This is a genomic window from Clostridium peptidivorans (assembly GCF_900205925.1).
In the GTDB taxonomy this organism is placed as follows: Bacteria; Bacillota; Clostridia; order Clostridiales; family Clostridiaceae; genus Clostridium_AK; species Clostridium_AK peptidivorans.
Genome location: NZ_OAOD01000021.1, coordinates 23,607 through 37,405, shown reverse-complemented (window position 1 = coordinate 37,405; position 13,799 = coordinate 23,607). Strand labels below are relative to the sequence as shown.

Below are 13,799 nucleotides of genomic sequence, written 5' to 3'. Positions count from 1 at the left end.
TTGTGGCATTTTAAGATAATGTTGAACCTGGAATTTTAATCAACTGAGGAAGGAAGAAAGTTTTGAATGAGTTCAAAAATAAGGTTTTAAACTTAGCACATGGGAGAGAGCATACAGCTCTTACGTTAAATTTTATAAAGTGGATAATGCTGGGAAGTTTAGTAGGTCTTGTTGTGGGACCTTTGTCTGGATTATTTTTATGGAGCTTGCAATTTGTGACGGATAAAAGAGCTCAGTATCCATGGCTTTTATATCTTTTACCTATTGGAGGGGCACTGGTAAGCTTTTTATATATAAAGTTTGGAAAGACATCTTCACAAGGAAACAATTTAATACTTGAGCAGATTTATAAGGGAGATGGAGAAGTACCTTTAAGAATGGCACCTTTAGTTTTTCTAGGTACGGTTATAACTCATTTATTTGGTGGTTCTGCGGGAAGAGAAGGAACAGCTGTTCAAATGGGAGGGAGTATAGCGGAATTTATAGGAAAAATATTTAAAGTTGATAAAGCGGATAGAAGACTTCTTCTAATGTGTGGAATAAGTAGTGGGTTTAGTTCTGTATTTGGAACTCCACTTGCTGGTACAATTTTTGGGATGGAGGTTGTGGCAATAGGTCATATGCATTATGAAGCATTAATTCCTTGCTTTACAGCAAGTTTTGTAGGGAATTTGGTGGCAACTTATTTGGGTGCTAAGCATAGTCATTATGCTTTTAATGGAGTACCAGATATGACTCTACTTGTTACAGTAAAGGTAGTTATTTCATCTATACTATTTGGAATTATAAGCATAGTTTTTAGTGAAATGGTACATAGTTTAAAGAGAATATTTTCTAAATACTTTAAAAGTGGAATGGTTAAAAGTTTTGTAGGAGGAGTTATAATAATTATTCTTACATATATAGCAGGAACTCGTGATTATTTGGGGCTAGGAACTCCAATGATAATGGAGTCTTTTAAAACTGTAGTATCCCCCTTTGCATTTTTGTGGAAGCTTATTTTTACAGCCATAACTTTAGGTGCAGGATTTCAAGGAGGAGAGGTTACACCTTTGTTTTTTATAGGATCAACCTTTGGTAATTCTATATCTTCGATAATAAATTTATCACCTTCATTTTTAGCAGGGCTTGGACTTATTGCGGTATTTTGTGGAGCCACTAATGCCCCTATTTCATCCTTTGTACTTGGATTAGAACTCTTTGGAGGACAGGGAATGATTTATATATTTATGACATGTGTAATAAGTTATCTTTTTTCAGGACATTATGGAATATATACATCTCAATTAATTGGAGTAACTAAAAGCAAAATACTTCAAATACCTAAAGGAACTACGGTGGGAAGCATTAAGAGTAAAAAATAAGGAGGAATGCATTTTGAAAAATACACATAAGGCCTATTACAATTCACCAATTGGATTAGTAGAAGTGACATCAAGTGATAATGCAATTTTATCTGTAGATTTTGTTGAAAAAGAAGAGGATGCATCAGAAAAACATCCAGAGGTGCTAGTACAGTGTATAAAGGAACTTGATGAATACTTTAAAGGACAGCGTAAAAATTTCACTGTGAAACTAGAAACTCAAGGAACAGAATTTCAAAAAAAGGTTTGGAATGAGCTTACAAGGATACCCTTTGGGGATACAGTGAGTTATAAATACATTGCAGAAGCCATTAATAATCCTAAGGCTGTTAGAGCAGTTGGAAATGCTAATCATAACAATTTTTTAGGAATAATAATACCTTGCCATAGGGTAGTTGGAACAAATGGAAAACTTACAGGCTATGCAGGAGGTATTTGGAGAAAAGAGTGGCTCCTTCAACATGAAAAAAATTGCGGCATTTTAAATGTTGAACCTACCGTATGAGATTTGCATTTAGGAAAGCCGTTCACTGCGCAAAAGAAGCTCTAATATTTGTAATTTTAAAACGCCTAAACTTTCTAAACTCGCTATTGCTCAGACAGTAGAAAGTTCTTAACGGCGTTTTAAAATTACAAATAAAGAGCTTCTAATGCTTGTTCAATGCTTTCTACAATGGAAATCTCATACTATATGTTCAACATTTAAAATATCATTCAAGTTCACTGACTGAAGGAAGGAATTTCGCTTTGGCGAAAGTTCCTTTTAAACTGATGCTTATTCGAGGGATGGTAAGCCCGCAGACCGATAGGTCGGAGAATATTATTCAGCGAATTTTTTATTAAGAGCTTTTCGTCATAGTACCTGATTCTTAATTTATAAATTTTTTTATTGATTTCATTTATTTCTTATAAGTTCTTGTAACCTCTCAGGCTGTCGGCCTAAAAGATTTTTATGTATCAATTGTTAAAATGAAGATATTTTTAATGTTGAGAGAAGCATAAAATTTTCATTGTAGAAGGCATTGAATGAGCTTTAAAACGGCTTTATTTATAAATTTAAAATACCGTATAGAGCCTCCTACTGTCTGAGCGACAGCGAGTTTAGGAGGCTTAGGTATTTTAAATTTATAAATATTAGCCGTTTTTAGCGAAATGAACGCCTTCCTAGATGAAAATTCTATGCGACCAGCTCAACATTAAAAATGTCGTGCTTCTTTTAAAAGTGATATTTCCATAATTAAATAAATATACTTTAAGATAAGTATATTTATTTAATTGGAGGAAATATGACAAAAGCTAAAGGAAGAATCTTTACAGTAATCAGCTCAGTTTTAATAATTTTATTAGGAGGACTTTTATATTTAAATTTTTATGGCCCCAAAGATAAAGCAACCATGGTTATGGGGGGACAATTTCAAAAGCAGCCAGGTGAAAAAAAACAATATAATATAACTACTCCAAAGACAGATGCTGAAAAATACTTTCGTCCATCTAAACTTAATATTTTAAATGATAAGAATTTTGATTCTAAATTCTTTGATTTGTTTTCAGAAAAAGACTCTTCAAAAAATACACTTCCTGAATACCTCCTAAAGACTCCAGAGGATACTATAATAAATTACTTTAGTATTTTAAGAGAAGCAGAAAACTTAGATGAAAATAAGATGGGAGGATGCGGAACAATAGGTTATGCTAAATATCCATATCCTGCAGCTTATGCATTTTTGTCATCAAATTATAAGGGTAAATTAAGTTATGAAAAGTATCTTAAATCTTTTAAAGATATAGCTCATATAAATTTGATTAAATTAAAGAGAGTACCTTTTGATTTGAGTTATCCTACAAGCTTAAGATATTTTATAGAGATTGAAACTATAGGAGGGTCAGAAAAAGAGGGCACAGACTTTTCTTATTATTATGGATATATATATCTTTCTCAAGAAGGAAATGGATATAAAATAGAGAATATAGAGTTTTATAAAGAAGATTTTTTATGTGCAGCTTATCATGGATGGGCGCATAATGCAGAGGCATCTGTACTTATTAGGTATGGAAATTGGTGTTCACTTGTAAAAAAACTTCAACCTACCAAGCAAGATGGATATGTAAAAAAGATATATTTTGAAGGTACAGATGGACATGATTATTTAATTGAGTTCATACAACTAACTAACGATACAGATGTGGAAATAGCACAATATAGAAAGACTAAGGATGGAAAATGGGAGTTTATAAGACTCAATCCAGAAAAATGCTTGGAAGATAAAAAAGAGTAGTATAGAGGAGAGGATAAAATGTTTAGAGAAATCAGAAGAAAAGACAGAGGTGTAGACACTAAAGATGCTACCCAAATATTAAAAAAAGGTGAGTATGGAATTTTATCCACAGTAAATGAAGAGGGATATGCCTATGGTGTGCCCCTAAGCTATGTTTATATGAATGATGCAATTTATTTTCACTGTGCAGTAACAGGGCATAAACTCGATAACATTAAAAATAATAATAAGATATCCTTTTGTGTTGTAGGAAAAACTCAGCCTATAGCTGAAAAGTTTACAACTAATTATGAAAGTGCAATAGTTTTTGGAAAGGCTGAAGAAGTGTATGATGAGGAAAAGTATAATGCACTTGTAGGAATTTTAGATAAATACTCAAAAGGGTATATGGAGCCAGGAATAGAACATATTAAAGAAGCAAATAAAAGAGTAAAAGTTATAAAAATATCTATTGAAAATATCACAGGTAAGGCAAGAAGAGGGTAGTAATATTTCAAGCAATTATCAAGCAAAAGAGAGGGAACCGCAGTAAAATACAAGTTCCCTCTCTCTCGTTAAATATTAACAGTTAATCACTAGCTAAATCCTATACAAGGCTAGCTAATACAACTTTATCTATTTCAATAGTTCCACTAAGTGTAATAGATAAAGATTTAGAAAATTCAACTCTTGCCATAGCTGCATTTTCTGGAGCTGGTTCTGTAATCCCTAAATAAGTGAGCCACTTAAGGGCACCCACAGCGGTATCTTCACCAATAATAATATTGAGACCTAGTCCAATTTCACGCCTATTTCTATCAAGCCATATAACTTCTGCAAGCAAATTTCCAGCAGTAGTGCTAAAGGGGGTTCTATATCCAAAGTTAAGCAAATAGCATCGTCCTGGAATAATAGAAACATCTTGATAAATATAGCCTCCTAGTTCAGGTAGATTAGATGATCTAGTTCCTTCATAAGCCTGTGAATCTTGATTTACAGTAGTTAAACCACTGGCTATCCATGGACTTGGGGAATTAGAATTTTCAAAGCTTGGATTTACCAAAAGATTCATAGAATTAACCCTTGCAAATATAACTTTATCAATGCTGAATATATTCAATGTGCCAGTAGCTGTAAACTTAATTTGAGCTGTAACTGCATTTTTAGGAGTAGGTGTAGTTACGTCAATATAAGTTACATAATTATTGGCAAAAGCAAGAGTTTCTCCATTTATTAATAAATCAAGACCTGTACCAATGGAGTTTCCATTTTTATCTAACCATATTACTTGAGCCTTGAGTATAGAATCAGGATTGTTGCTAAGAACAGCAAAACTTAATAAGAAAGATGACCCACGAGGAAAACTATTAATTGGTATATTTTGCATCAAAGTACCATTAGTGGCACTGAGTAGTATATCACCAGTTCCCTCATAGTTTGAAAAAAAGGACTCATTGGCGTTAATATTACTCCAAAATTGGCTGCCTAGTTCAAATCCTGAGTTAGTTACCAAATTAATTGAGCTTATTGGGGTAAGAATTATTTGATCTATATCTAATATATTATTTATATTATTTATTTCATCTGCTAAAGACCCCTTTGTAATCAGTAATCTAGCTGATACAGCATTATAAGGTGGTGTATCAGTTATTTCAACAAAAGTTAATCTGTTGTCCAGATTAGAAGTTCGTTCAAAAGGTATAAATGATCTAAGACCAGTACATATGATATTTCCAGTAGAATCTAACCAAAGAACTTCTACTATAAGGTCACCAATAAGACCATTAGGAGCTCCACGGAAAATTTGAAAACTTACAAGTAGAGGAGAATTGCAGCATGCTTCTAATAAAACATCTTGTGATAAGCTAGAGATTCCTCGATTCATACTGGCCATTGAAACTCCTTCAAAAGGTCTAGATACTCCGGCCTCTTTACCTACTACTGTTACATTGTTACTGTTCCAGTCATCTAAGCCGGATTCAAAACTTGGGTTTTTTAATAAATTGCCACATCTTGAGCATAAATTATTTCCCATAATAAAGACATCTCCTAAAGTTTTAATATATTTGTTTCTCATTTTTTTTAGCATAGTATTAGTGTTATAATACATGATACTAGTGGCATGGGGTATATGTTACAAGCCAAAGCCTAAAACCAAAAGAAAGCCCCTTTTAGGGGACTTTCATTGAAAATGATTATTCATTGAACATTATCTGTAATATCACTTAAAGACTAGCAACGCCATTTTGAAACCCAAACTTCACATCCTTCGTAAGGATTAGCAGTTCCAACATAAAGCATACCGTTTTCTGACGGGAGCAAATTTCTTATTCCATAATTGTGAGGATCTCCAAGTCCATTCAAAGTTATATATCTCCATTCAAATCCATTATGCGAAACCCACAGATCTCCCCCTTGAGTCCCTTTCATACTCATCAAAGATTGTAAAATTGATTCTATCAATGTTTCATAATTGTAGTTAGGGTCTAAAGAAGCAATATTTAAATCTTGAATATTTAAATTATTAAAATCCAAGGATTTTATATTGTCCATATTAACGCCAGATAATTTTGATGTAATGTCTGGAAAATTTTCAATTAGAGTTTTTATAAAAGCAGGAAGTAGTACTGACCAATCCCAGGTGCCTAAATAAAGTCTATTATTATATTCTTTAAGTTGCCAGCAGTAAGCATTTGAAGCATTCTCAAGGCCTGCCGAAATTTCAGGACGTCTAATTCCATCGGTAGTTGGATTTGTAGGAGAAATAGCTTCATTTCCAACAATTACGGTCCAAGTGTCATCAGAAGAGATTCTTATAAGGTCAAATCCCTTTGGAGGAGCAAACCTTTTACTAGGATCTATGCTGAAAACTCCAGACCATATGCCGGTTCCTACATATAAGTTGCCTTTAAAAGCCTTCATGCTTAAAGGTAGTTGATTTAATGCTTCGCCAGCGCCTTTATCTACAACAAGCTTCCATTGATCCTTTCGAGGTAATCCTTCTCTAGTTCTCCATACTTCAAGCCCTCCAGGAGGAGCTGTACCAATATAAAGATTACCATCAAAGCTTTCCATTGATGCAATTTCTCCACGAGGATTATTTGATCCAGTTCCTATTTCAACTTGTGTCCATCCGTTTTTAGGCTCATTTGTTTCATATAAAATTGTCTCTAAACTCCCGCCAAGTCTCTTCATTACTCCTAAATACATTTTTCCATTGTGTTCTACCATAGCCCTTGCTGTATCACCAACTGTAATGCCTTGACTCGCATCTTCCCAGATTTCTCCATCTTCAGATATTAGCATCTTAACTGAAGATGAGAATGAATTAGCAGCAGCTAATAATACTCTTTTTCCTGATGCTGTTTTATAGTTGATCATATATCTAAAATCACCTATGTCATCTTGAAGGTTAGATTTATAAACCTGTGTCCAATTTTCAGAACCATCCTTTCTATATCGCCAAATTTCTGCTCCTGGGTTTATAGAAGGCTTTGGTATAAAAGCTTCGGAAATATATTGAATAGGAACATTAAGTAGAGAACCTAATAATGAATAAACTATATTTTTTCCTACTCCAACATATATATAAGCGCCTAGTTCGGACATCGCCCAGACGTAGTTATTTTGCTGACCTAAATTAGCATCTTCATAAAAACCATTAAAAGGTGTTATATTTCTAAATCTATCCATAAACATACACTCCTTGCATAATTTATACATGATTATCAATGATTTATAGAAATCTTTGGTTTCGTAACAAATCAGTACATCTCAATTCAGTGGGAGTTCCCTTATAAAACTAAGGCAACGCCTAAAACTTGTACTATAATATATGATACAGAATTGATTGTGTCACATTTTATGAAATATTTAGTTGAAAAAGTTATTGACAAGGTTTTATAATGGTAATATAATAAAAAACAATAAAAGCGAATAGAACTTATCAAGAGTGGTGGAGGGACTGGCCCGATGAAACCCGGCAACCAATATATATTATGTTTAATCATAGTATATATAAGGTGCTAAATCCTGCAGCGAAAGCTGAGAGATGAGGGTAGATGGGATCTTTTTAGACCTAAGGTTATCCTTAGGTCTTTATTTTTTTATTAGATACTAGGGGGTGCAGCAATGATTGAAATAAATAATGTTAATAAATTCTTCGGTGAAGATCAGGTTTTACAAAATGTAAGTATTACTATAGAAAAAGGAGAAATATATGGAATTGTAGGACATAGTGGGGCGGGAAAATCTACACTTTTAAGATGTATAAATGGACTTGAAGGCTATAATTCAGGAAGCGTAATAGTAAAAAACAAAGAAGTAAAAGAACTTAAAGAAAAGGAACTTAGAGAATTTAGAAAAAATATAGGTATGATATTTCAAAATTTCAGTTTATTAAATAGAAAAAACGTGTGGCAAAATGTAGCTCTCCCTATGGAAACTTGGGGATATAGTAAAGAAGATATAAATAAAAGAGTGCAAGAACTTTTATTCCTTGTGGGCTTAGAGGATAAGGCTCAAAGTATGCCAAAGGAACTAAGTGGGGGACAAAAGCAAAGGGTGGCAATTGCAAGAGCATTAACTCTTAATCCGGAAGTTTTATTATGCGATGAGGCTACTTCGGCTTTAGATCCTAAAACCACAAAGTCCATTTTAGAGTTATTAAGAGAGATAAATAACAAATTAGGTATAACAATTGTAATAGTAACTCACCAAATGGAGGTTATAAAGGAAGCTTGCTCAAAGGTTGCTTTAATGGAAGGTGGAAAATTAATTCAGTCTGGAAAGGTAGAAGAAGTATTCTTAAATCCAAGTAAGGATTTAGAAAATCTTTTAGGAGAAGAAGAGATACTGCCAGAGGAGGGGATAAATATAAAATTATTCTTCCCAAAGGAGATAAGTAAAAGTTCTGTAATAACAGCTATGGCTAGAGAACTTAACATAGACGTGTCCATTGTTTGGGGAAAACTTGAGAAGTTTAATGGAGTAGTACTTGGAAGTCTTGTAATTAATGTTACAGAAGATAAGAAGAATCAAGTTACTTCCTATTTAGATAAAAAAAATGTACATTGGGAGGTGCTATAAAGTATGATAACTCAAATATTACTTCCAGCTTTAGGTGAAACTTTAATTATGGTTTTAATTTCTACAGCTTTAGCAGTATTAATAGGATTTATTCCAGCAATTATAATGATAATAACAGCTAAGGATGGACTAAAGCCAAATGAAGCAGTTTATAAAATTTTAGATACAATAATAAATATTTTAAGGTCTTTTCCTTTTATAGTTTTAATGGTAATCCTTATACCAGTTACAAGATTTATAGTGGGAAAGTCTATTGGAACTCCTGCTGCAATCGTGCCACTGACTATAGGTTCAGCACCTTTTGTAGCAAGAATTATAGAAGCAGCTTTAAAAGAAGTAGATAAAGGTGTAGTTGAAGCTGCAAAATCCTTTGGGGCTAGTATTTCACAAATTATATTCAAGGTAATGCTGCCAGAAGCGCTTCCTTCTATTGTATCAGGGATAACCCTTACAGCAATTAGTGTAGTAGGATTTTCAGCAATGGCAGGTGCTATTGGTGCAGGGGGACTTGGATATGTAGCAATAAGATATGGATACCATATGTTTAGAAATGATGTTTTAATAGCGACAGTAATAGTTTTAGTAGTTTTAGTTCAAGTGCTTCAAAGCATAGGAACTCTAATATATAAAAAAGTAAACAAATAAAAATATTTTAATAAATAGGGGGCTTTTTATAATGAAAAAGAGAATATTATCAGCAATACTTGCAAGTACAGTAGTTTTAGGGGCAATTGGTTTAACAGGATGTGGAAATAAGGAAGCAGCTCAGCCTGAAGATAAAAAGAAGATAGTTGTTGGGGCAACTCCAGAACCGCATGCGCAAATACTAGAAAAGGTAAAACCAATACTAGAGAAAAAAGGTTATACTTTAGAAATTAAGGTGTTTGATGATTATGTTATTCCAAATACAGCAGTTGAGCAAGGGGAATTAGATGCAAACTTCTTTCAGCACATTCCTTACTTAGAACAATTTAATAAAGAAAAGGGTACTCATTTAGCTTCTGTTGCAAAAGTTCACTTGGAGCCAATGGGATTATACTCTGATAAAATTAAAGATCTAAAAGATTTAAAAGATGGAGCAACAATTGCGGTACCAAACGATTCAACAAACGGATCAAGAGCTTTAAGATTACTTGAAAAAGAAGGAATTGCTAAGTTTAAAGAAGGAGAACTAATTACTAAATTAGATATTACTGAAAATCCTAAAAATATAAAAATAGAAGAATTAGAAGCAGCTCAGCTTCCAAGAACTTTAAAAGATGTTGATGCAGCAGTAATAAATACAAACTATGCTTTGCCAGCAGGATTAAATCCAACTAAAGATGCTTTAGCAATTGAAGCAAAGGATTCACCATATGCTAATATTATTGCAGTAAAAGAAGATAATAAGGATAAAGAATACATTAAAGCCTTAGTTGAGGCTATTAACTCACCAGAAATTAAAAAGTTTATAGAAGAAAATTATAAAGGAGCAATAATTCCATCATTTTAAAAATAAATTCTTCTTTGTAATATAATCTTTGTAATATGGCAAATAATAATGTATACTAGATGTATTGTATAAATTGAAATTTTGGAGGCGGTATTATTAGTAAGGATGTTATGTTAAACGAAGAGATTAGAGAAAAGGAAATTAGATTAATTGATGGAGATGAAAGCAAAATTATAAGCACTAGAGATGCTTTAATGATGGCTGAAGAGAGAGAATTAGACTTAGTTATGATTTCTCCTAATGCCAATCCACCAGTATGTAGAATAATGGACTATAGTAAATTCCTTTATGAGCAATCTAAAAAGGAAAAAGAAAATAGAAAAAATCAAAAGGTTGTTAATCTTAAAGAAGTAAGATTAAGTCCAACAATTGACGTTGGTGATATTCAAATTAAAGCTAATAATGCTAAGAAGTTTTTATCTAATGAAGATAAAGTTAAAGTTTCTATTAGGTTTAAAGGAAGACAAAATAATAATACTCAAGTAGGATATAAGATTATGGAGTCATTTGTTGAACTAATGGGAGAAATTGGAACTGTTGAAAAACCAGCAAAACTTGAAGGAAACAATATGACTATGATTTTAGCACCAAAAAAATAAGTTGCAGGGCAATTTATTTTAGTTCCTAATCCCTAATCTCTAATAACTATTAGAGATTAGGGATTAGCTATTTTTTGATGTTTACTACGAGAAAGTCTCTTGTTATAAATCATGCAGATAGCTGCACACTTTCTTGTATGCATACTCAATGCAGGAACTTAAATTATTATTATCCTTTCCTCCACCTTGAGCTGAAAAATCACTTCCGCCACCTTTTCCATCAATTAAAGTTATGGCATCCTTTAAAAGTAAGTTCATGCTCATGACTTTTGAATCCTTGGAACACATAAAGATTAATTGAGCTTTATCTCCAGTTTTTATTGCAAATAAAACTATAACTTTAGGATAGGATACTAATTTAGAAGCTAAGAGATCTATGTATTTTAAATCACCATTGCCAAATATATTTTTAATTATCTTCACATCGTTTATATTTTCAGAGTTATTTAAAATCTCTTTAACTTCATATTCTGCCACTTCTGCCTTTAAGGCTCCCTTCTCACTAAGGGCATCATTAAGTTCATTTCTAAGATTTTGTACTTTTGCTAGAGCATCTTTTTCATTATCACATTTTAGCAAATTAAACATGGATTTTATGCATTCATGTTTTAAAATGTAATCGGAAACTGCCCTTGAGCCACATAAAAATTCAATTCGTGTATTTTTACTCAAAGCTTCCCATCTAACAATTTTAATTACTTGAGCTTCTATAGTTGAACTTGGAAGTAGTTCGCTATATGGAGCTATCGCAATATCTTCAATTCTAACTACTCTAACTTTTTCATTTCCCTTTGGGGAAACTTTCTTAAGTGATAGTTTTTTTAGTTCAGCTTTTGTTGCATAAAAGCTTTCAATGCTAATGTTATTAAAAACTATTTCATTTGTTATTTCCTCAACCTTTTTGATTTCATCAAAGGTGAGAACCTTGTCTATATCAATATAAGTGTAATTATCCTCATAGTGAAATTTAACGGTATTTGCATTAAATAATTCTAAAAAGTAATGAGAAAGTAAAAGCTTACCCAAATTATGTTGCATATAATTATATTTTTTAGTTAAATTTATGGTGCATTTAACCTTATGAATTTTTATAGGTTTTGTATCAAGCACATGATATATCTTTTCACCATCTTCATATACATAAGATACAGGTAGAGAACTTATTTCTCCTATATCACAAGGCATATTTTCCGAGCCGGGATAAAAATAGGTTTTGTCTAATTCAACATGATATTTATTTCCCTTTTCAACTATATTTAATATTTCAGCAGTAAATTCCTTTACATAAGGATTTTCATAATAAAGTTTTTCCAAAGTATTCACTCCTTAAAAAAAGTATGCTATTTTAACGTAATGTTAAACCTACCGCATGAGATTTGCATTTAAGAAAGCCTTCGCTGCATAAAGATGCCCTAATATTTCTGAATTTAAACCACCTAAACTTTCTAAACTCGCCATCGCTCAAACAATATAAAGTTCTTAACGGTGCTTTAAATTCAGAAATAAAGAGCTTCTAATACTTGTTCAATGCTTTCTACAATGCAAATCTCATACTATATGTTCAACATTAAAAACATCACTTATACCTGCTAAAGGAAGAAATTTAGTGAACTAAATTTCTATAATCATATGATTTTGTAGGAATTTTCGTTAATACGAAATTCCTTCCTCCAGTAGTTCTAATGAAGACATTTTTAATGCTTATGAGTATGGAATTTACATCGTAGAAAGTATTGAATGAGCTTTAAAATGGCTTTATTTATAAATTTAAAATATCGTTAAGAGCCTTATACTGTCTGAGCGGCAGCGAGTTTAGAAGGCTTAGATATTTTAAATTTATAAATATTAGCCATTTTTAGCGAAATGAACGCTTTCTTAGATGTAAATTTCATACGGCTAACCAACATTAAAAATGTCGCAATTTCATTTTATTTTATCATAAAACATAATTATAGTTTATACTTTTAGTAGAAATATGTAAAAATATAACCTATAATTTTAATATAGCGGAAAATTATTATTTGTAAGTTAATATAAAGGAGAAAATTCTAAATGAACATTCAAATTTATGGAACAAAGAAGTGCTTTGACACAAAAAAAGCAGAAAGATATTTTAAGGAAAGAAAAGTTAATTATCAATTTATAGATTTGGGTATGAAAGCATTAAGTAAAAGAGAACTTGAAAGTGTTAAAGCAGCGGTGGGTCTTTCGAATTTAATAAATAAGGAATCTAAAGAATATGAAAAGTCAAATCTTCAAAATATAAGGAATGATAGTGTTAAAGAAGAAATACTTTTAAACAATGCAAAGCTTTATAAAACACCTATAGTAAGAAATGGGAAACAAGCTACTGTAGGCTATGAGCCAGAAATTTGGAAAGAATGGGAGTAAATTATTAAATAATACATAGTAGATAAAAAGTAATAATTAATGTAGAAAGTCGACTTAAAGTCGACTTTCATCTAAAATTATTATCTGTTATTTATTAATTACTAATTATTATTTTCTATGACATACTTCCTGATGAGCTGCTAGAGTTATTCTGTTGTTTGTTTTGAGTAGAACTTTGACTACTTTGTGATTGATTTTGCTGTTGTTGCTGCTGACCTTGGTTTTGATTCATACCAGGCTGCATCATGTTTTGGCCCAAAGATGATAGTGTTTGAGGAAGTTTATCCATCATTTGACCCATGGTATTTTTTTCATTTACAGGAAGCATTGATACGTTATCTTTATCTATAACTATAACTGAACTTGTGGAAATTCTAGCACCTAAGCCAACTCCACTGGAAGCGTTAGTACTATTAACTGCCTGCATTTTTGTTGACATGCCAGTGTTTCCATATCCAAGTGTAACAGACATTACAGGAACTAAAGTTTTATCACCTACAGACAGCGGTTTACCTAAAACTGAATCTGTATCAACAAAATTGTGAAGGTCTGTAAATAATGTACCTAGGTTTTGTGAAAAAGTTGTATTATCACTCATAGTAAAATCCTC

General features: G+C 32.0%; 13 protein-coding genes and 1 riboswitch. Of the genes, 9 read left to right on the top strand and 4 right to left on the bottom strand.

Annotated elements, in window-relative coordinates; all coding sequences use genetic code 11:
• The first annotated feature begins 62 nt into the window (after positions 1 to 62).
• The 4 genes from CRN98_RS14345 (at position 63) to CRN98_RS14330 (ending at position 4,126) form a co-directional block, all read left to right on the top strand.
• Positions 63 to 1,364, top strand: a complete 1,302-nt coding sequence (locus CRN98_RS14345; protein WP_423237105.1) for a voltage-gated chloride channel family protein — start codon at positions 63 to 65, stop codon at positions 1,362 to 1,364.
• Positions 1,365 to 1,377: 13 nt separating this feature from the next.
• On the top strand, positions 1,378 to 1,869 hold the full coding sequence (locus tag CRN98_RS14340) for a methylated-DNA--[protein]-cysteine S-methyltransferase (RefSeq protein WP_097028114.1): 492 nt from the start codon (positions 1,378 to 1,380) through the stop codon (positions 1,867 to 1,869).
• A gap of 781 nt (positions 1,870 to 2,650) precedes the next feature.
• The gene (locus tag CRN98_RS14335) at positions 2,651 to 3,640 is read left to right on the top strand and encodes a hypothetical protein (protein ID WP_097028113.1); all 990 of its coding nucleotides are present in this window, start codon (positions 2,651 to 2,653) and stop codon (positions 3,638 to 3,640) included.
• An 18-nt stretch (positions 3,641 to 3,658) separates the two neighbouring features.
• On the top strand, positions 3,659 to 4,126 hold the full coding sequence (locus CRN98_RS14330) for a pyridoxamine 5'-phosphate oxidase family protein (RefSeq protein WP_097028112.1): 468 nt from the start codon (positions 3,659 to 3,661) through the stop codon (positions 4,124 to 4,126).
• A gap of 100 nt (positions 4,127 to 4,226) precedes the next feature.
• Here CRN98_RS14330 and CRN98_RS14325 read toward each other — a convergent pair whose 3' ends face one another.
• Both CRN98_RS14325 and CRN98_RS14320 read right to left on the bottom strand, forming a co-directional pair.
• Complete coding sequence (locus CRN98_RS14325; RefSeq protein WP_097028111.1) at positions 4,227 to 5,654, bottom strand: hypothetical protein; 1,428 nt, start codon at positions 5,652 to 5,654, stop codon at positions 4,227 to 4,229.
• A gap of 197 nt (positions 5,655 to 5,851) precedes the next feature.
• Positions 5,852 to 7,312 (bottom strand): hypothetical protein, encoded by a 1,461-nt coding sequence (locus CRN98_RS14320; protein ID WP_097028110.1) that lies wholly within the window; start codon positions 7,310 to 7,312, stop codon positions 5,852 to 5,854.
• Positions 7,313 to 7,559: 247 nt separating this feature from the next.
• Positions 7,560 to 7,677: riboswitch (SAM riboswitch) on the top strand.
• Positions 7,678 to 7,750: 73 nt separating this feature from the next.
• Between CRN98_RS14320 and CRN98_RS14315 the strand changes: the two genes are divergently transcribed.
• From CRN98_RS14315 to infC, 4 genes are all read left to right on the top strand, one after another.
• Positions 7,751 to 8,707, top strand: a complete 957-nt coding sequence (locus tag CRN98_RS14315; RefSeq protein ID WP_097028109.1) for a methionine ABC transporter ATP-binding protein — start codon at positions 7,751 to 7,753, stop codon at positions 8,705 to 8,707.
• A 6-nt stretch (positions 8,708 to 8,713) separates the two neighbouring features.
• Complete coding sequence (locus tag CRN98_RS14310) at positions 8,714 to 9,352, top strand: methionine ABC transporter permease (protein ID WP_097028133.1); 639 nt, start codon at positions 8,714 to 8,716, stop codon at positions 9,350 to 9,352.
• Between the two features lie 31 nt (positions 9,353 to 9,383).
• Entirely contained in the window at positions 9,384 to 10,199 is an 816-nt protein-coding gene (locus CRN98_RS14305; protein WP_097028108.1) for a MetQ/NlpA family ABC transporter substrate-binding protein, read from the top strand.
• Between the two features lie 110 nt (positions 10,200 to 10,309).
• Positions 10,310 to 10,798: a translation initiation factor IF-3 gene (gene infC / locus CRN98_RS14300; RefSeq protein ID WP_097028107.1), complete on the top strand. Its 489-nt coding sequence runs from the start codon at positions 10,310 to 10,312 to the stop codon at positions 10,796 to 10,798.
• Positions 10,799 to 10,900: 102 nt separating this feature from the next.
• On the opposite strand, the gene CRN98_RS14295 is transcribed toward infC, so the two are convergent.
• Complete coding sequence (locus CRN98_RS14295; protein WP_097028106.1) at positions 10,901 to 12,112, bottom strand: alanine--tRNA ligase; 1,212 nt, start codon at positions 12,110 to 12,112, stop codon at positions 10,901 to 10,903.
• A gap of 738 nt (positions 12,113 to 12,850) precedes the next feature.
• On the opposite strand from CRN98_RS14295, the gene CRN98_RS14290 reads away from it, so the two are divergent.
• Positions 12,851 to 13,189, top strand: a complete 339-nt coding sequence (locus tag CRN98_RS14290; RefSeq protein ID WP_097028105.1) for an arsenate reductase family protein — start codon at positions 12,851 to 12,853, stop codon at positions 13,187 to 13,189.
• A gap of 115 nt (positions 13,190 to 13,304) precedes the next feature.
• On the opposite strand, the gene CRN98_RS14285 is transcribed toward CRN98_RS14290, so the two are convergent.
• Positions 13,305 to 13,787, bottom strand: coding sequence for a GerW family sporulation protein (locus tag CRN98_RS14285; protein WP_097028104.1), 483 nt, complete (start codon positions 13,785 to 13,787; stop codon positions 13,305 to 13,307).
• Positions 13,788 to 13,799: the final 12 nt, after the last annotated feature.

Excerpts from the sequence above, each read along its gene's own strand:
- CRN98_RS14335 (WP_097028113.1), top strand. The coding sequence starts at position 2,651 with ATGACAAAAGCTAAAGGAAGAATCTTTACAGTAATCAGCTCAGTTTTA.
- CRN98_RS14330 (WP_097028112.1), top strand. The coding sequence starts at position 3,659 with ATGTTTAGAGAAATCAGAAGAAAAGACAGAGGTGTAGACACTAAAGAT.
- CRN98_RS14325 (WP_097028111.1), bottom strand. The coding sequence starts at position 5,654 with ATGGGAAATAATTTATGCTCAAGATGTGGCAATTTATTAAAAAACCCA.
- CRN98_RS14320 (WP_097028110.1), bottom strand. The coding sequence starts at position 7,312 with ATGGATAGATTTAGAAATATAACACCTTTTAATGGTTTTTATGAAGAT.
- CRN98_RS14315 (WP_097028109.1), top strand. The coding sequence starts at position 7,751 with ATGATTGAAATAAATAATGTTAATAAATTCTTCGGTGAAGATCAGGTT.
- CRN98_RS14305 (WP_097028108.1), top strand. The coding sequence starts at position 9,384 with ATGAAAAAGAGAATATTATCAGCAATACTTGCAAGTACAGTAGTTTTA.
- infC (WP_097028107.1), top strand. The coding sequence starts at position 10,310 with ATGTTAAACGAAGAGATTAGAGAAAAGGAAATTAGATTAATTGATGGA.
- CRN98_RS14290 (WP_097028105.1), top strand. The coding sequence starts at position 12,851 with ATGAACATTCAAATTTATGGAACAAAGAAGTGCTTTGACACAAAAAAA.
- CRN98_RS14285 (WP_097028104.1), bottom strand. The coding sequence starts at position 13,787 with ATGAGTGATAATACAACTTTTTCACAAAACCTAGGTACATTATTTACA.